Source organism: Hungatella sp. SB206 (genome assembly GCF_051132295.1).
In the GTDB taxonomy this organism is placed as follows: Bacteria; Bacillota; Clostridia; order Lachnospirales; family Lachnospiraceae; genus Hungatella; species Hungatella effluvii.
Window position 1 is genome coordinate 5,902,478 of the sequence record NZ_CP096603.1, and the last position, 18,635, is coordinate 5,921,112.

An 18,635-nucleotide genomic window follows, 5' to 3' on the forward strand; every position below is an offset into this window, starting at 1 on the left:
GGAGTGAACAGTAACGCCTTTAAGCTACACTGATTAGAGGGCTTCTTAGGGAAAATAACTTTTGACGGTTCAGTTATTATGAAAGAAAATATATATATATAAAACATACAGACTATGTCTATTCTTGATCAGTAAAGAAGTATTAAAATGGGAGCCCACTCGTGGCTCCCTTGCTTGGTACAATAGATTCCCCAGCACCCGTCTGGAGAGTATTGTAATAGTATTCTTATGTAGAAATGCAAAAAATATTCATTACTAAAAATATAGGGAACTCACTCGTAGTTCCCTGATTGAAAAAAATTATAATTACTCCACCCGTGAGTAACTTGCTTGTATTTATATACTAACATGTTAAATGCGTTTTGTCTACTCACCTTTTGAATGTTTTTCTAAAAAACTTTCCAGAGACTGAATATCGGAAAGATGATATTTTGTAAGCAGATCATGATAGCTGTTTAATTGCCCTTTTAGGTCAATAAGCTCCTTTTGAAGTATATCGCGTGTCGTTTTTAGCTTTTCTATGTATTGAAGCTTGTCTTTATAAATGTTTTGTAATGTTTGGTAATAGTGATGAATATCTAAAGATAATGATATGGCGGTATCGACCTGCTTCATTTCATTGGACGTGAGATCTGTAATATAATTACCAAGACGAGCTTTGCTAACACATACAATATTTCCGAGAAGTACATTTCCATCAAGAATAACATTTCCGTTATGATCCAGTTTGTCTGCAATTGGGACAACAACAGGAAGTGTTGAGGCTGTATGGGTAATGGGAGCCACCACGGTATTGGGAGAGGTCTTGTTTGCAGAATTATATTGCAGAACTACACAAGGACGGTTTTTACTTTCCTCACTTCCAACACCAAGACCTAAATTGCATTGATAGACCTGACCACGGAAAACGGTACGCTTTCCAGATGACAGCGCAACCGCGTTTAAGTATAGTTTGTTTTTGAACCAATCGAGATATTGTTGAGTTTTTAATAAATCTATATTTATTTAATTTTTACCTCCGTTATTGGTAAAATCAGTATACCATACTAATCCTAAAACTGCAATCAAACTAAAAAACATTAAATAAATTACATTTGTAAGGAACGTTTAAAAAGACATACAGATTTTCATAATCAGCATGTCTTTCTAAGCACTCACACAATCTTATTTTCTATAACAGCTCTTCCCCGTCAAACACAGCCAGCTGTCCAATCTTCTCCTTCTCCTGCGGCAGAATCACAGCCTCTCCTTCTCCCGCCTCCTTCATAAGCTTGACCAATTTCTCCCCCAGCGCGAGGCATACCTCCTGGTGGGCCCTGGAATGAATCAGATTATGGAGTTCATAAGGATCGTGTTCCAGGTCGTAGAGATACATCTCGGTATACACGCCGCTTCCCTGGTCTAAAACCGGATCCCGGTCAGTGGCCTGAACCGAATACTTCCACCGTTTCGTCCTTATGGCCCGGCCGACCTCCGCCTCGCTGATCTGGATGAGCGCCTCCTTCGGCCACGGAGCTTTCTTTCCGCCCAGCAGAGGCATGAGGGAATGGCCCTGCATGTCCTCCGGAACCGGAATCCCGCATGCATCGAGAAGGGTCGGTGCAACATCGATCAGGCTGACAATCTCCGCAACATTGCCGCCCCCTGTAAATCCCGGTCCGTAAAATGCCATTGGAATGCGGACAGAGCTTTCATGGCAGGAACGCTTATATTCCGCATTCCGCGTCTTGAAATGGCATCCGTGATCGCTGGTGAACAACAGGATGGTGTCCTCCGTCATATGAAGGCTTTCCAGTGCATCCCGGATTCGTCCGAAGGCCTCATCCAGCCGTTTCACCATACCGTAGTATCCGCCCAGGTGCTGCCATGACGTGCCGCCGAGCGCGCCTAAATCCGGCGGCATATAAAGCGGATTGATGGGAGCCCCGCTGTGAGGGGCTGAAAAATCGTCGAAACAATTTTGGAAATGAGGCTCCAAAAAGGACAGGAATAGGAAGAACGGCTTATCCTGGTCCTGATGGCCATCGATGTAGCGGACCGCGGCATCCGTCAGGGCATCAATTCGGTGCCCCGGCAGCTTCACCGGCCGGTTCTCATTGTCATATACAAGGGTATCATACGGTCTGGAGGTAGCCTCCAGGGCATTGGCGCCCAGCCACCAGTCATATCCGCCGCGCTCCTCCTTCTGGACCTCGTGCCGCCCCGACGCCAGATGCCATTTACCGATATAAGCGGTGTCATACCCGGCGTCATGGAAGTAATAGGCCATGGTCCTCTGATCTCTTCCCAGAGGAATCGCGTTCCGGTAATTTCCCGTGCAGGTAGCGTATTTTCCAGTCTGCAGCACCGCCCTGGCCGGCCCGCACACCGGCTGGGGCGTAACCGCAGTCGATGCGTACGTCCCCGTAAATGCCACCCGGTCAAAGTTCGGCGTCAATCCGCAGGGATTACCGCCCGCTCCGGTAGTATCCGATCGCTGCTGGTCCGTAAAAAAAACAATCACATTTGGTTTCATAAGCTTCTCCTCTTAACATTTTACAAGACAGTGTTTCTCATAATCAAACCAGGTTCCGTCAAGCATGGGGGCGAGAGTATTGGTGAGACGGATTTCTATCTGATTTTCTCCCTGCCTTAACATCGCTCCGTCCCCGTGCCACGTATACGGGGAAAACGCCCGCACACCGGCGGAAACACCGTTTACTATGATTTCCAGGCATTCATGGCACTGATCCTTCTTATCCAGCTCTAAGTCAAACAATTGTGGAACCGTCTTCACATCAAGCACAGTCCGGAAGGTGAACATCCCGCTGTAGTAGGGGAATCCCCTGATGTAATCCAGCGTAAACGCCGCAGTCTCCGGTTTCGCAGTGAGTCTTCTGCGGCCTGCTGCCTCCGTCTCACTCACACCGAAGTCTCCATATAAGTAGAGCGGATCCCGGATCCCGTCAGAATCCTTCGTGAGCATCACTTCCACCGCCAGTCCATTCCAGCCCTTTTTCAGAAATGGGGCTATGTCCGCCATCCTATTGTTCTGATCATTGATAAATACGCTCCGGAATGTCTCAGTAGCGATTTCTTCCCCGTTCAGCGTCATACGCCACGTATCCTTTACCGCGCCCCGGTCCATCAGAAGCGAACACGTCTCCGGCACCGTTTCCACCTCAAAGCCGGTCTTATAGGTCACCGCCAGCGGATAGTGAATCGAAATCTTCTTTGGAATTCCAAAGGCTCCGGTAAACTGATAATCCTCCGGTTTCAGGCAGGACTGGCCGGCACACTGCTCAATAAAGGTCTTCACGGGCACCTCAAACCATTCCTCCCCGTCCCGGGATATTAAAAATTCTTCCAGTCGGAAAATATTGCCGCCTTCGATGGTGACAGGCATCGGATCGGAAGTGTCGATTACCAGCTTTTCCGGCGATTGCTCACTGCTGCGCAGTATACGCCTGCTGCCATAATCGCAGTGATTGACAGATTCGCAGCCTTTAACAGTCTCGCAGCCCTTGCCGCTCTCACCGTCGATACCAACCGCTTCACCCTCCATCCCCTTCTCACCGCACTTTCCAAACCGCAGCATCCGGCTCTCATACGCCCGCAGCGAAACCGCCTCCATCGGAGCCGGAGCCGCCGCCGTCTTCACCTCTCCGGTATCGAGACACAGCTCCCCGTCATACACGCATCCAGCCCGTCTGCACGTGACGGACACTTCCGTATCACGGCCGCCCTGATTTACCAGGAATACGTAATACGCCCCGCCGTCTTCCCTGACAGAGCTGATGATATCTTTTCGCTCCGAATCCCGGGTCTTAATTCCGAAAGATAAGTCGGCCGCCTCCCTGCACCATTCACACCAGGCGCCATCCCGGATCTCTTCGAAGTAACGCCTGTCCTCCCGCTGATTCAGCTCCAGACCGGTCCAGTCAGCCCGTTCCTGCTTCCTGTCGATGACCGCCTCCGGCAGATTTCCCAGGAAAACGATCTTTCCGCCGCAGGCGGCAAACTCCCGGATCTTCTCGCAGGCCGCCGCCTCGATAAAATCGGTGGGCGGTATGACCAGCACACGGTAGGAGGCCCTGCCGATGAGAATCTCGCCGTCCCGGATTTCTGCGTGTTCCAGGATTTCCGTGTCGAGATGTTCATAATCAATCTGGTTAAACAGGAGTTCCTTGCAGACCGCAACCCAGTCCTTTCGCACCTGGTCGCATTTCTGCCATTCCGCTTCATCCTCTCCCTGGTAGACGAAACCGATAAACGGTTCGCCAAGATACGCCCACAGCGTCGCCGCCGGGTCAAGCACCGCCACATGGATATCGGCTTCCGTGTTCGTCACCCACGTACCGAGCCGCCCCGCGTAATCTGCCAGGAGGCGGTAATGCTTCCAGTACGGATTCTGTAAAAACTGGGAAGGCGGTGCGTCATGCTTCGTAATGCTGTCGATGGTATAATAAAACGCGTGCACGTTGTAAAAGTTAATTCCGCTTGCTCCCAGCCGGTCAAACATCCACTTTGCATCCTGAAGCGTCATGGTCCATCCCAGGCTGTGGAAGCTCTCGATCATGGAAAACTGCTTTCCCAGCTGGCGTGTCAGAGAGCTGACTGCTTTCGCGTTGGAACGGTATTTGCGGATATATTCATCATAGATCCATTCCAGCGGACGGCCCAGCTTCTCATGGGCCGTGTCTCCGCCCACGATCGCGCTGTAGCGCTGCGTGCTCATGCGCATGGAGGGAACCTCTGTGGCGTACTCCAGATGGTGGCTCCCGCACCAGTCCGACACCTGCTTATGGTAGCTCTCCACAAACAGCTTATGGATGGCGTCATAGAGATCATACCGTATGGCATAAGCATTTTCATACGCGGCATTGTGGAGCGCAGGCAAATGTTCCAGAAGATCGTACCCCTTCACCTGCTTAAAGTATTCCGGCAGCCGTTTGGACCACGGGATCGGGCTTAGAAGCCCCACCTCATCGGAAAACATGCCGTAAATCCGGCTTCCAAACTTCTCCCCCATATACTTTTCATACTTCTCATGGGTCGTCTTTAAAAATGTCTGTACCGCTTCCTTCGAACACGGATCGAAAAAGCCTCCGTAATACTTAAACTCGCCGAGGGCCGTCTGGGTATACACTTCCACCCGCCAGCTTCCCGCCGGAAGCGTTCCCTTCAGAATCCGTTCCGGCCGATAGGTGAAAAAACGCTTATTGTTGTATTTCGTCAGACCGGTTGTCTGGTATATCTCTTCCGTCTGAAGATTGCCGGCCAACGCTTCCAGATCCACCGGATGGGCAAAATCCACGCTCCCATCTCCTGCCTGCCCCCCTGCCGGAAATGCCTTCGCATAAAGCAGTCCGCACCATCCCAGATTCATCTCAAATGTACCGCCCTCCGGCAGATTCAGGGACCGGTGGTTTAAAACCATATGCTCCGCTTCGGGATGCTCAAGCAGCACCTCGCCGCCGCTCATACCGCTCGGATAGGGATACTCATCGTAAAGCCACGTCTCAAGGCCGCACCGAACCGCCTCTTCGGCCGCAAAGCTCACCTTTTTAAACCATTCCTCCGACAGATAGGGGACCTTCTGTCCCTGTCTTGCACAGATAAAGGCCCCGCCAAGGCCTTTATCCGACATTTCCTCTATCTGATGTTTTATTTCGTCCTCTGCCATATCGCCGTTCCAGAACCAGAACGGCTTGATACGGCATCGGGCGGGAGGATTTTTAAATTCGTCCAACCAATCCATTTTCTCTCCTCCGCCTCATGGGCTTTTCTGAAAACATCTCTGAAATCTCTGTTCCATTCTTTGATCTATTTAGACTGTAAATACTGGTCGTACTCGGACTTCAGTCTCGTCATCTCAGACGCCCAGTTGTCTAAGTATTCCTGTGCGGTCATGTTGTCGAGAAGCACATTCTGGAATCCTTCCACCAGGGTGTTCTGATGCAGATCATAGTAACCGATTACATTGATCGGAAGCGTAGTCACCGTCGTGCTGGAATCGAGAAGTGCATCTGCGGCCTCCTTAATCGGTCCTGCCTTCTGCACCCACTCGTCCTCCAGGGCTTCCTTGTTGCAGGGAATCTGGCCAATCTGCTCGCTGATGTAGCTGCACGCCTCATGCTGTGCCAGGAAGCTGACGAACTTAAAGGCCTCTGCCGGATGCTTGGAATCCTTGAATACGGATAAGCACATTGCGCCGTTGGATACGATGGTTCTCGTTCCATTAGCAGCATTTAACCGTACCAGTCCGGCAAATCCGTCCTCGCCCAGGGTCTGTACGTGCTGGCCATAAGAGCCAAGGTTATGGAAGATCATTCCCGCGGAACCGGAATCGAACGCCGCATTCATCTCAGCCACCGCATTGGTGATATCGCTTTCCGGTGTGTATACATTGTAAATACTTGCGAATTTCTCAAGCAGCTCCACGTGAGCCGGATCATTGGCCGTGGAATTGCCGTTTTCATCAAACATATCCAGCTGGCCGGAATACTGATACATCATCTGCTCAAACTGCTGGGAGCTTCCGGCGCCGCCGCGGATCGAGAATCCATAGACACCGTTTGCCTTATCGGTCATCTTCTCTACACAGTCAAACACACCGTCCCAGTCCTCCGGAATCTCACATCCCGATTTGTTCATCAATTCCGTATTATACCATACAACCGGCACAGTTACCATGTGCGCAAGACCATACATCTTGCCGTCTGGAGCCATGCTGCGGATACTTTCGTCGAACTCGGAGAGAGTCTTGTCCTTCTGATCCCATTCTGCAATATAGTCATCCAGCGGAACCAGGGCATCCTGAATCAGGAAATCGCTCATCCAGTACTGGCTGACACCGCCGCAGTCCGGGGCGGTGTGGGACTGGATTGCCACATCGTATTTGGATTTCGCCTGATCGGCGGGAACTGGAACCAGTTTTACCGTGATGTTCGGATTCTCCGCCTCAAAATCTGCGATCAGCTTGTTGAAAATCTCCGTCCTCTTCGTATCCGCGTTCTGATCCCAGTAAGTGATCTCCACCTTCTCTCCCGCTGCTGCCTCGGTGCCCCCGGCCGTCGTCTGAGCCGTTTCCGCTCCCGTCGTGTCCGCAGTTCCCCCGGCTGTGGTGGTACTGGTGCTGTTTCCGCCGCTGCATCCGCTGAGAAGTGCCGCTGTCATAACCCCTGCCATTGTTAATGCTGTAATTCTCTTCCTCATAACTTTACTTCCTCCTGTTTTTTATTATATAATTATTAACCCTTAACACCGCCGGCGCTTAAACCGGTTACAAGATATTTCTGAAGATAGGCGAACAGACATACCGGAATCGACATGGCGATAATCGCGCCGGATGCCATGGCGCCGTACTGAACGCTGAACTCGCCCTGCATCATCTTTAAGCCGATGGGCACCGTATATTTCGCCGGATCGTTTAAGAACATCAGGCTGAACAGGAACTCATTCCAGCAGGCGATAAATGCGAACGCCGCCACCGTAATGATTCCGGGTACCAGCATGGGAAGCACGATTTTCACCACTCCCTTAAACCGGCTGCACCCGTCCACCATGGCCGCTTCCTCCAGTTCAAAGGGGATTCCCTCGATGAAGCCTTTCATCAGAATCGCATTGAACGGAATATGGAAGGTGATATTTACCAGCACGATGGCCGTCTTCGTTCCCACGAGTCCGACTCCCTGGAAAATGTTGAACAGCGGAACGAGAAGCACCGCCGCCGGTATAAACTGGCTGGCCAGCAGAAAGCCCATAAACAGCTTTTTTCCCTTGAATTTATATCTCGTCAGCGCATATCCCACCATAATGGACAGGACCACGATGATCGACACCGACACGATGCTGATCTGAAGGCTGTTTGCAAAATACTGGCTGAATCCGGCGTGAACCCATACGTTCGCAAAGTTGTTCAGGGACGGCGACCGCGGGATATACTGGATCGGCGTGCTGACAATGTCGGCCTCACTCTTTAACGATGTGATAAAGGACCAGTAAATCGGAAACACCACATACACGTTGATCAGAAGCAGCGGAAGCCACCGCAGGAATATAATATCTCTTTTCTTCTCCTTCATGGTTATGCCTCCTCCTTTCCAAATCCGGACAGTTTCATATAAATCACCGCAATAACGGCCAGAATCGCAAAGCTGACAACAGAGAGCGCCGAACCGTATCCATAGTTGCTCGTCTTGATGGCCTGATTGGCAATCAGCATGCTGAGCGTGGTCGTCTTACCCACCGGACCGCCGCCGGTCAGGCTGTAGATTAAGTCCACACTGTTGAATTCCCAGATGGTGCGGAGCAGAGTCGTCAGCACAATGGTATTCTTAAGCATCGGAAGCGTGATAAAGCGGAACGTCTGAAACTTCGTGCTGCCGTCCACTCTTGCCGCCTCGTATATATCATCTGGAAGCCCCTGCATCGCCGCCAGAAGGCTGATGGCAAAGAAAGGAATGCCTCTCCATAATTCCGCCACAATGACGGAACCAAGTACGAATTTCGTGTTCGCCAGCCAGGCGATAGGTTCCTTGATAATCCCCAGTTTCGCCAAAAGATCACCCAGTACTCCGAAATGCTGGTTGAACATGATACTCCATAAAACAGCGGTCAGTACTCCGGATAAAGCCCATGGAATAAATGTAAGGGCACGGAAGAATCCCCTTCCTTTAAACTTCTGATTTAAGATCAGTGCCACAATCATGCCGAAGATCAGCTGAAGTACCACCTCACATGCTACGAACTTTGCGGAAACGCCCAGTGCATTGTAGAACTCTTTCTTTGTAAAGATCGTAATAAAATTATCGAGTCCCGCAAACCCGTTGGTAAACGGTTTCGTCGGATTATAATGCTGGAAGCTTAAGTAGAAAACCTTTCCCAATGGATAAATCATGATGAGCCCCATCAAAAGGCATGCCGGTAATATGAGAATATATGGAGCAAAATTAAACTTTTCCTTTTTCACAATCTCTTCCCCTTTCTTTTTGTTCATGTAAGCGCTTAACTTCATGTTTCTATTTAACCACATCAGCCTTCACGGGTAAATAAAGTATCTTTCGTGAAAATTATAATATCTTTAGGTTTTGTTGACAAACTAATCAAAACTATATATGGTAAAGGAAACACATACAAAAACCGTATTTCTATCGAATGATAAGGGGGAATCACTCGTGAAGAAACATTTTTTTTCACTGTCAATCAGAAGTCTTATGCTGCTGTTCTGCCTGCCGTTTGTCCTGCTGGTACTCCTCTCGTGCAGCTATTTCTACCGCGCCGGCAAAGAAGAGATCACAGACTTGATTCAGGCGAACGCGGTCGCCATCATCGGTCAGACGAGCGACACCTTGGAACAGAAGATCGCCGCGGTAAGCAATCTTCCCACCACGATTACGGCTTCATCCTATTATTACAAGCTGCGGAAAAACATTCTGGCGGACCGGGAACCTATCTCGGCGGAAAATTACCGTGGCTTCTCCAACGCAGTCCATGATTTTCTCGTCATGAATTCCTCCTACTTTAACTCCGTATTTCTATTTCTTGACGACTATACCGTCAGTATGTTCCGTTCCAATACCGGAGAGCAGCTGCGGCGATCCAATTTCTGTTACGAGGATTTCTCAGAAGTTTACCCGCCATACTCCCTGCACTGGATTACCAGTGCTTCAGAGCCATATCCCTACTCCACGTTCAGCGGACGCCTGCCTGCGGCCTCGCTTATGGAGGTCCTGGGTTCTCCTGATTCCACCGTACACGGAGTTATGGTGTTCGGCATCGATGACAGGCTGTTCACCACCTCACTGATCAACTGCAAAATCACTGCCTCCTCATGCGTAACCCTCGTAAAAGATGGAAAGCTGCAGTTTTTCTCCTCCGAGCTCTTCGGAACCGACACATTGGAGAAGCTGTCGGAAGAGGATTTACACGCCATCTCAGCCCTGACCGGCGATGCGGTGCCAGAGACGACCATCACGCGGCAGCTGGGTGAAAACTACGTCATCTACCGCCCGCTGGCCTATGAAAATATGGGGGTACTGGCCGTTATCCCCATGGAAGAAATGTACATGAATTACCACCGATTCTCCGACGTCGCAATAAAATTCAGCCTTCTCCTGCTCACCGTCTGCCTCGCCCTCTATTTTACCGTTACCAACCTGCTGACCCGTCCCATCAGTTCTCTCATGGAGCAGCTGAACTACGTCTCAGAAAACCACTTAGATACAGCGATAACCGCATGGGGAGGCAAGGAAATCAATCAGATCTGCAAGGGAATCAACCACATGATCGGCCGGATCAAGCTGCTGATGAAAAATCTGGAGTTTGAAATGCTCGCCAAACAGGATGCGGAGCTACAGGCCCTGTACTTTCAAATCAATCCTCATTTTCTCTACAATGCGCTGGACTGCGTTCACCAGCTGTGCGATTTGGGTGAGGTGGAAAAAGCCGGACAGATGGTGGATCAGCTGGCCGCATTTTACCGTATCGGCGTCAGCAAGGGCATGGTGGCGATTTCTCTGAGTGATGAACTGACTCATGTGGAGATGTATCTGGCTATTTTAAAGACGCGCTTCGAAGATTTCCAGTATGAGATCTCTGTCCCCGCCGAATACTGGGACTGTTCCATCATCAAGCTGGTGCTGCAGCCCATCGTGGAAAATGCGGTTTATCATGGACTGCGGCCCTGCCGGACCGATGGAACCATAAGGATCTCCGCAGAAAAAGAGGGCAGCTGTCTTCTGATCCGCATAAGCGATGACGGAGGCGGCATCCCCGACCGGCTTCTCGAAGATATCCGGGCTTCCTTATACTGTTCCATGTCAGAAAAGCCCGCTCATATCTACGGAATTAAAAATGTACACGACCGTCTTCAGCTTACCTATGGCTTTGGCTATGGTCTCACCATCGACAGCGTTCTGGAAGAAGGCACGACGGTGACACTGAGAATTCCCTATCAGGCCCTAAGCCAGAAACAGGGCACCCAAAACACGGAAGCGCCCCGTCTGAATCGATGATCATGGAAAAAAACCGGAAGGATTGATAAAAATGTTGAAAATACTGTTTGTAGACGACGACGCAGTCGCAAGAAGAAATATGGCTCAAAGAATTGACTGGAATGATTTGGGATGGGACCTGGTCTATACCGCGCGTGATGGTGTGGATGCCCTGGAATATATGAAGGAGAACCGACCGGACATCATCATATCCGATATTAAGATGCCCATCATGGATGGAATTGAGATGGCGAAAATCGCCAGAGACTACTATCCGGATCTGTTTTTCATCTTTCTTTCCGGATATAAGGAATTTGAATATGCCAAGCAGGCTCTGGCCCTGGATGCCATCGATTATCTAAACAAGCCCATCGATAACAGCCAGCTGCTTGATGTTCTCCGGAGGGCCGAGAAAAAATGTATCCGTGCCAGGGAGGTCAACCAAATATTAAATGAAAAATACCCCCTGATCCGGCGCCAGTACATTTCCAAACTGATGTATGAAAATTTCCGTGAGGCAGACGATGCCATCTTCCGCGCATTTGACATCAACATCACCGGCGGTCTCGGAATGGTCTTATTCATGGATTTCGGAAAGGATGCTCCGCCAGACACGGCAGCGTGCCAGGAATACTTGCAGACACTGTGCAATACGCTGACGCGCCAGTACTATGGAAGCCTTTTCATCTGCATGGACAATCTTCAGCTGTTTATTATCTATACCATGCCGGACTGCAAGGAGAAGAACCGCTTCTTAACCAGTATGGAGGAACTGAAGAAGTATATCAACAGCTGTTTAAATCGGGATCTGCTCCTGGAAGGCATCTTCTACCAGGGAAGCGTCATGCAGGAATTAAACGATTTATACGCCTCCTGCCAGGCAGCTATGCAGTCTAAAAACAGCGAGACCTACACGCTTCTGTCCAAAATCAGGTGTTATATCGAAAAGAACTACCAGAATCCTGATTTGAGCCTGGTCATGATCGCCCGTCATTTTAATGTCAACCACTGCTACTTAACAAGTCTCTACAAGGACCAGTTCGGTATCAATCTATACGACTATCTGATTTCTGTGCGTATGGAAAAAGCCGGCGAGCTGCTCCGGACTACCGATATGAAAAGCTACGAGGTGGCCGAGGCCACCGGCTACCGCAACAGCCAGTATTTCAGCGCCAGCTTTAAGAAGTACTACGGATGTACGGTGAAGGAATATAAGCGTAGGAGCGCTGCCTGTTCCTACTCATGATTCTTCTGTACCAGCCGGAACAGGGAATCCATAATAAAGACAGCCATTGCGATAGCCGCAGCAGACCGCCCCTACGAAGCCGGCTCGCTCACGGCTCCTCCCTGTACTCAGTATTCATAAAAATAATAAAGGCAAACCAAATGGTTTGCCTAAAAATAATTAAATCTTACATCATAAATAATAATATAATATAAATAATAATATAGTATGTGCTTTAATGAATAAACTATACCACCATATCCTTCTAATGTCAAGTTCTTATGGTTTAAGCCAAATACTATCAGGTCTTGCTATAAGACGAGCATTATTATATGCCATATCTAAAGTCAAACAAGTATGTCCTAAATATTGATTCCCAGTCTCATTTTTACTCACAACCAAAGCCAGATCCGGTACATTTTCATTTATTAAGCAAACTGGAATTAAAAGTTGTATTTTGCCCTTATAAACTGAGGAACTGCTGTTTTATAATTTGCATTTATCATCTGTTTAGCTCTTTTTATTGCCCCGTCAAAAAGAAGTGTCTTGTTAGAGCTTTCCCTTACACTTTCAGGAATCCTCAAAAAATTTTCAGGATCACTAAAAATATGTGAATATTGAGGAATAATTTCACAATTTGTATCAAAAACCAATTCTGATGGATTAGTAAAATAATTAGCCCGTTGTGGGCGCTCTGTCACACCCATATTAGAAATCTGATAAGATGTATAAAATCCGTCTAAGAACCATTTTTGTTTATTCTTATTTTGGTTTTCAATGAAATAAGCTTAAATTTCTTCATAAAAGTTTGTATATAATCCCGTATTAAACAAACAATAGTTTGAGCCTTCAATTACTTTCTTTTCCTCAAACACTTTTTCCAGCGTGTGGTCTACATAATTCTTCAATATAACATTATCAGAGTTTAAACCAAAACTCCACTTTTCAGGACACAAATTACTTAATGAATTAATTTTCTTATCATAATCAAAACAAAAAGCAAATTGAAATAGTTTCATCGTTACCTCCCCCTTCCCCTGTAAAATAACTTAAGCTTGTCAAATGGTACGCTTTCCAGCTGACAGCGCTGTCGCGTTTAAGTACAGTTTGTCCTTGAACCAATCGAGATATTGCGGAGTTTTTAATAAATCTATATTCATTTAATTTTTACTTCTATTGTTGGTAAAACCAGTATACCATACCAACCCTAAAACTGCAATCAGCTTGTTGAAAATCTTCATCTTTTTAACCTGGAAAATGCAGCGTCCCCCAGACCGGCGGTGTGATGACGGAGATCACCTCTGTGTAATCATCATCATCATTGATGCAGGTGTGGGGGAAATCTTCTTTGATAATAGTCGTATCTCCCTCCCGCAGCACGATCGTCTCCTCACCGACCACCACCTTAAGCGTTCCTTTGACGACCAGAAGCGTCTCCTCGGAATGGTGGACGATGGGTATTTCCGAATCTCTGGAATGTGGTTCGAGTGTGGCTTTTATCATCAGCGCTTTGGGTGAAAAATTCTGTGAGGAAAATGGCGTCAGGAACTCGTATTCCACACTGTTTTTCCTGACATGGGCAGTCATGCGTTCTTCCCTGCGTATGGTAAGGCTGGAATCATTCTTATGATCGTCCAGCAGCACATACACCGGAACATCAAATTCACCTGCGATTTTCCGCAGAGAAGACAGCGACGGTTCTGTCTCCCCCCGTTCCACCTGGGAAATATATCCGATGGAAAGGCCTGTCCGCTCCGCCAGCTCCTTCATGGTAAGCTTCTGTTTTTTTCTATATTCTCTGATATTTGTACCTAACATTTAAAGCTCCTTTTTTCTGATTATTCTATCATAGCGTGTCTCAGATACTTTCGCAAGATTTTTACTGATTATTTCCTGTTTTTCATGACGAAATGTCCAGAAATGGTTGACCGTTATTTTAAGCTATAGTAAAATTATTTTATATTATAACGCGAAAATTATGATATAGCCATAATATAAGGAGGATAATCATGAAGATTACTGGTATGAAAATTGAAAAAGTACAGATTCCGCTGAAGGAACCGTTCAAGGTGGCCTTTGCTACCGTCAGCAGCCTGGAGAGTGTACTGATCGGAGTAACTACAGAGGACGGACTCACAGGCTACGGGGAGGCAGCGCCCTTTGCTCCTGTCACCGGCGAGACCATCGATGGCGTCATTGCTGTCCTGGAAATCTTTAAGCAGGGACTGATGGGTATGAACCCCATGGATATCGAAGCCATTCATGCCATGATGGACAACGTGATCGTGGGAAACGGAGCGGCAAAATGTGCCGTGGACTTAGCGATGTACGATCTGATGGGGAAATCCATGGGACAGCCTGTTTACAAGCTGCTTGGAGGCTGCAGCAACGTGGTGCAGAACGATATCACCATCGGCATCACCAGCCCGGAAGCCATGGCAGCCGAAGCAAAGAGGCTTGTCTGTACGGAAGGATACCGCATTCTGAAAATCAAGGCAGGAATCGACTATAAAGAAGATATCCGTGCTATGAAGCTCATCCGCGAAGCCGTCGGCCCTGCAGTCCGCCTCCGTGTTGATGCAAACCAGGGATACAGCGTATCAAGCGCCGTCTGCGCACTGGAAGGTTTTAAGGAGTATGGAATCGAAGCCGTCGAACAGTGTCTGCCGCACTGGGATATGGAAGGTTCCGCTTATATCCGCAAAAAAACAGGCGGAATCCAGATTATGCTGGACGAATCCATCCATGGACCGGTGGATGCGGCCAGAGCCTGCCGGCTGGAGGCAGCCGATATTCTCAACATCAAGCTGATGAAATGCGGCGGCCTGTATCCTGCTGCCAAGATCAATGCTATCGCCGAAGCCAACGGAGTCACCTGTATGGTAGGCTGTATGCTGGAAACCAAGCTGGCCATTACCGCCGGTCTGAGTCTGGTCGCCGCTAAGAAAAATGTGACCGAAGCTGACTGTGACAGCTTCCTGTACTATAAAGAGAATCCGGTCGAGGGCGGGTTTATCCAGGATAAGGATACGTTCACACTGTTGGATGAGCCGGGATTTGGCATAACCTTTAACATGTAAACCGAGATAATACAAATTCTAACGAAAGAGGTATGAGTATGCAGTTCCCGATTTTTCAAACAACCGACGAATTATTGACAGTTATACTGGTAATGGTGGCATTTTCCCTGTGGGTACAGCGTTTTAAGGCATTTAAATACGTGGGCCCGGCGCTTACAGTTATCGTTATCGGACTTGCGCTTGTAAACCTGCACATTGTTCCGGGATATCAGGACGTATACGGTGTCATCATTACATACTGCGTCCCGATGTCCATCTCGATCTATCTGCTGAATATCAATTTAAAAGAGCTGGCCAAGCTTTCCGGAAAGGCGCTGGTGGCTCTGGTCTGCGCCGTATTCAGTGTCTGCCTTATGGCTACGGTGTTCGGTGTCATATTTGGAAACAAGATGTTTGAAGGCTGGAAGATTGCCGGAATGTTCGTAGGCACCTACACCGGCGGAAGTTCCAACTTAACGGCGATCGCAGTCGGACTTGATGCGGCCAATGAGACCATTGCTGCCGCTAATGCGGCGGATTATGTGATAGGTATGCCGACCCTGTTTTTGATGTTTGCTGCCCCGGCTCTGTTCCAGAATGTAAAATATTTAAAGAAGATCTGGCCCTACCATCTCTCGGATAAGGACCGCATCGGCGACGGTGACGAGCCTGTGCTGATGGCTGAACAGAAATGGAGTATCCAAGATATCGCATGGCTCCTGGCCATCGCGGTTACCATAGTTACCATCGCCACCAAACTGTCGGCACTTCTGCCCTCCTCCATCGCAAGCGCAGGCAGAATCCTGCTGATCTCCACGATTTCCATCGCGGCCGCCCAGATTCCAGCCGTAGGAAAACTGAGAGGGAATTTGAATCTGGGGTTGTTTTTCGGGTTAATGTACTTATCCATCATCGGCTTCAGCGTAGATCTTGTCTCCTTCTTCGGCTCCACCATGACGATCACGCTCTTCTGCTTCTGTGTTATCGTCGGAAGCATCGCGCTTCACTTATTCCTTTCCAGACTGTTTAAGGTTCCTTACGAATACGTAATTCTGGGAATCACCGGTGCAATTGCCGACGGTACCACTGCATCTTTAGTCGCCTCCAGCGCCAAATGGAACCGGCTTGTCAGCGTCGGGCTGATCATGGGTGTGATCGGCGGCGTCTGTGGAAACTATGTGGGCATTATGGTTGCTTATCTGATCAAATTTATCATTGGCGCATAAACAAGGAGGAAACTATGGAACTATGGAACTTTTATCTGTCCGGCATTTTATATGGTATCTGTGAACGGACGAAAGACTGTGTCTGCCATCGGCCGCTTGATGTACATACCGGTCTTTTTAAAGAATGGGAAAAGCTTACAGAGGATGAAACCTGGTACCTCGAGCTTGGGAAAATGGATGTCCGCAATATCCTTCTTAAGCTGCCTGACTACGAGGCGGGAATAAGCGAGGTCACAAAGGAAAAGGCAGCGCGCTTCACCACTCCCTCCGGAGAGATATATGAGAGAAAAAACGAAGACTCCTTTGTACAGCGAAACATTAAGTTTCCAGTCGATCTGATCACAGAAGAGGGAACTGTTGTTGCTTTCGTCACTCCGTTTCGCGACCAGTGCGCGGTTCTGGTAAAAGATGGGTATGAAGACAGAACGATCCTGAAAGTTTGGAAGACAATGGGCGGGACCCCTCTTTTCACGGTGAAGCCCCCAGTCACAGAGATGGTGGCAATGCGTGACAACATACGTCTGGCAACGGATATTTATCTGCCGGAGGGCGCGGGAAGAGTCCCCACCGTATTAGTGCGTACCCCTTATGGAAAAACCATTGGCACAGCCGCGTACTATCGTTTTGTACAGCGCGGCTACGCCGTGGTGATCCAGGATGTCCGCGGCCGGGAAGACAGCGAAGGCGAATGGCTTCCCATGTACTATGAAGTTGAGGACGGTGACGACACGCTGAACTGGATTGCCGGCCAGCCCTGGAGTGACGGCAGCGTCAGCATGACCGGAGGTTCCTACCTTGGCTATGTCCAGTGGGCAGCGGCGGCCAGCGGCAATCCGCATCTGAAAGCCATGCTCAGCAATGTCTGTGCCGGCAGTCCCTTCGTGGATGTTCCGCGAAGAGGCGGCTGCTTTAATTCCGGTATGCTCGCCTGGGCCTTCCTCGTCTCCGGACAGCATGCCAACCCGGAGCTCATGGCGAGAGACGACTGGGATGACGTTCTGAACATCCGTCCTCTGGAGGAGCTGGCGCCAAAAGCCCTCGGCTACGACATCCCATTTTTAAAGAAATGGCTCAGCCATATGGACTATGACGAATTGTGGCAGCGCGGAAACTGGAAGGAACGGACTGAAGCGAGCCGGGTCCCCGCTCTGATCATGTCCGGCTGGTTTGACGATAACGGCATGGGTACAACGGAAGCCCTGGAATTATATCGGGACTATCCGGAAAAGAAAGTCATTCTGGGTCCCTGGCTGCACAGCGGCAATGCGTCCTACGATCCGGGCGGCCTTGCGCTTGGCAGCAACGCCCTCCGTTACGACATGGATTTCATCTGCCTCGCCTGGCTGGAACACTATTTAAAAGGTGTAGATAATGGAATCGACCGGACACCGAAGGCAGAGTATTATACCTGTGGGTCCAACCAGTGGAAGACGGCCAGTAACTGGCCTGTACCAGAGACAAAAGAGCTGGTGCTCTATCTGGATGGCAGCCGCGAGGATGCGGCCGCATCAAACGGCGGTCTTCTGACTATGGACTCTCCGTTGCACGAATCTTCCGATTCTTATCTGTATAATCCGGAAGATCCGGCGATCCATCTTATTGACATGTCGGAAAATGAACTGGAGGTCCCTGCCGATTACGCGGAAGAAGAGAAACGGTCTGATGTCCTGTGCTATACCACCGAATGCCTGACTGAAGACTTAACGATTACCGGAGACGCCACCGCTGAGATTTTTCTTTCCTCCGACTGTGAGGATACCGATCTCGTCGTGCGCATCACAGATGTAGACGAAGCCGGCCGCTCCATGAAGCTGGCCGACGGAGTCTTATGCGTCCGCTACCGGAATCAGTTCGATCATCCCGATTTCATGGAGCCGGGCACGGTTTATCCGGTAAAGATCAGAACTACAAAAGTATCTCATACCTTCTTAAAAGGTCACCGCCTGAGAGTTACCATCACCTCCAGTGCGGAGAATTTCATCTTTCCAAACCGCAACACCCGTGATGGCTTCAACAGCGTGGCCATAAAGACCGCCCACAACCGCATTCACCGGGGCGGAAGCTGCGCTTCGCGGGTGGTTCTGCGGGAGGAGACGTAACGACAAAGAACAGGCTTCCAACTCTGAAATCCAGGGTTTGGGAGCCTGTT

12 protein-coding genes and 1 pseudogene are annotated in these 18,635 nt (G+C 49.2%); 5 read left to right on the forward strand and 8 right to left on the reverse strand.

What is annotated here, in order from left to right; all coding sequences use genetic code 11:
• Positions 1 to 366 precede the first annotated feature (366 nt).
• The 6 genes from M1L66_RS26190 to M1L66_RS26215 form a co-directional block, all read right to left on the reverse strand.
• Complete coding sequence (locus M1L66_RS26190) at positions 367 to 1,005, reverse strand: type II toxin-antitoxin system PemK/MazF family toxin (RefSeq protein WP_187024615.1); 639 nt, start codon at positions 1,003 to 1,005, stop codon at positions 367 to 369.
• A 166-nt stretch (positions 1,006 to 1,171) separates the two neighbouring features.
• The gene (locus M1L66_RS26195; RefSeq protein ID WP_434688807.1) at positions 1,172 to 2,515 is read right to left on the reverse strand and encodes a sulfatase-like hydrolase/transferase; all 1,344 of its coding nucleotides are present in this window, start codon (positions 2,513 to 2,515) and stop codon (positions 1,172 to 1,174) included.
• 12 nt (positions 2,516 to 2,527) lie between these two features.
• Complete coding sequence (locus M1L66_RS26200; protein ID WP_434688808.1) at positions 2,528 to 5,740, reverse strand: glycosyl hydrolase; 3,213 nt, start codon at positions 5,738 to 5,740, stop codon at positions 2,528 to 2,530.
• Between the two features lie 65 nt (positions 5,741 to 5,805).
• Positions 5,806 to 7,197: an ABC transporter substrate-binding protein gene (locus tag M1L66_RS26205; protein ID WP_434688809.1), complete on the reverse strand. Its 1,392-nt coding sequence runs from the start codon at positions 7,195 to 7,197 to the stop codon at positions 5,806 to 5,808.
• A gap of 35 nt (positions 7,198 to 7,232) precedes the next feature.
• On the reverse strand, positions 7,233 to 8,066 hold the full coding sequence (locus M1L66_RS26210; protein WP_002602231.1) for a carbohydrate ABC transporter permease: 834 nt from the start codon (positions 8,064 to 8,066) through the stop codon (positions 7,233 to 7,235).
• A gap of 2 nt (positions 8,067 to 8,068) precedes the next feature.
• Positions 8,069 to 8,953, reverse strand: coding sequence for a carbohydrate ABC transporter permease (locus M1L66_RS26215; RefSeq protein ID WP_320962997.1), 885 nt, complete (start codon positions 8,951 to 8,953; stop codon positions 8,069 to 8,071).
• A gap of 205 nt (positions 8,954 to 9,158) precedes the next feature.
• Here M1L66_RS26215 and M1L66_RS26220 point away from each other — a divergent pair, with 205 nt between their 5' ends.
• Together M1L66_RS26220 and M1L66_RS26225 are read left to right on the forward strand one after the other, a co-directional pair.
• Entirely contained in the window at positions 9,159 to 10,997 is a 1,839-nt protein-coding gene (locus M1L66_RS26220; RefSeq protein WP_434688810.1) for a sensor histidine kinase, read from the forward strand.
• Between the two features lie 31 nt (positions 10,998 to 11,028).
• Positions 11,029 to 12,222: a response regulator transcription factor gene (locus tag M1L66_RS26225; protein WP_434688811.1), complete on the forward strand. Its 1,194-nt coding sequence runs from the start codon at positions 11,029 to 11,031 to the stop codon at positions 12,220 to 12,222.
• A gap of 258 nt (positions 12,223 to 12,480) precedes the next feature.
• On the opposite strand, the pseudogene M1L66_RS26230 reads toward M1L66_RS26225, so the two are convergent.
• Positions 12,481 to 13,220: pseudogene (locus M1L66_RS26230) on the reverse strand (DUF3825 domain-containing protein).
• A 226-nt stretch (positions 13,221 to 13,446) separates the two neighbouring features.
• On the reverse strand, positions 13,447 to 14,019 hold the full coding sequence (locus tag M1L66_RS26235) for a helix-turn-helix domain-containing protein (RefSeq protein ID WP_187024589.1): 573 nt from the start codon (positions 14,017 to 14,019) through the stop codon (positions 13,447 to 13,449).
• A gap of 191 nt (positions 14,020 to 14,210) precedes the next feature.
• Here M1L66_RS26235 and M1L66_RS26240 point away from each other — a divergent pair, with 191 nt between their 5' ends.
• From M1L66_RS26240 to M1L66_RS26250, 3 genes are read left to right on the forward strand one after another with little or no spacing between them, the layout of a single operon-like run.
• Positions 14,211 to 15,281 (forward strand): mandelate racemase/muconate lactonizing enzyme family protein, encoded by a 1,071-nt coding sequence (locus M1L66_RS26240; protein ID WP_434688812.1) that lies wholly within the window; start codon positions 14,211 to 14,213, stop codon positions 15,279 to 15,281.
• A gap of 38 nt (positions 15,282 to 15,319) precedes the next feature.
• Entirely contained in the window at positions 15,320 to 16,486 is a 1,167-nt protein-coding gene (locus tag M1L66_RS26245) for a DUF819 domain-containing protein (protein WP_434688813.1), read from the forward strand.
• A gap of 14 nt (positions 16,487 to 16,500) precedes the next feature.
• Entirely contained in the window at positions 16,501 to 18,585 is a 2,085-nt protein-coding gene (locus M1L66_RS26250; protein WP_434688814.1) for a CocE/NonD family hydrolase, read from the forward strand.
• Positions 18,586 to 18,635: the final 50 nt, after the last annotated feature.

Excerpts from the sequence above, each read along its gene's own strand:
- M1L66_RS26195 (WP_434688807.1), bottom strand. The coding sequence starts at position 2,515 with ATGAAACCAAATGTGATTGTTTTTTTTACGGACCAGCAGCGATCGGAT.
- M1L66_RS26235 (WP_187024589.1), bottom strand. The coding sequence starts at position 14,019 with ATGTTAGGTACAAATATCAGAGAATATAGAAAAAAACAGAAGCTTACC.
- M1L66_RS26240 (WP_434688812.1), top strand. The coding sequence starts at position 14,211 with ATGAAGATTACTGGTATGAAAATTGAAAAAGTACAGATTCCGCTGAAG.
- M1L66_RS26205 (WP_434688809.1), bottom strand. The coding sequence starts at position 7,197 with ATGAGGAAGAGAATTACAGCATTAACAATGGCAGGGGTTATGACAGCG.
- M1L66_RS26225 (WP_434688811.1), top strand. The coding sequence starts at position 11,029 with ATGTTGAAAATACTGTTTGTAGACGACGACGCAGTCGCAAGAAGAAAT.
- M1L66_RS26250 (WP_434688814.1), top strand. The coding sequence starts at position 16,501 with ATGGAACTATGGAACTTTTATCTGTCCGGCATTTTATATGGTATCTGT.
- M1L66_RS26200 (WP_434688808.1), bottom strand. The coding sequence starts at position 5,740 with ATGGATTGGTTGGACGAATTTAAAAATCCTCCCGCCCGATGCCGTATC.
- M1L66_RS26210 (WP_002602231.1), bottom strand. The coding sequence starts at position 8,066 with ATGAAGGAGAAGAAAAGAGATATTATATTCCTGCGGTGGCTTCCGCTG.
- M1L66_RS26245 (WP_434688813.1), top strand. The coding sequence starts at position 15,320 with ATGCAGTTCCCGATTTTTCAAACAACCGACGAATTATTGACAGTTATA.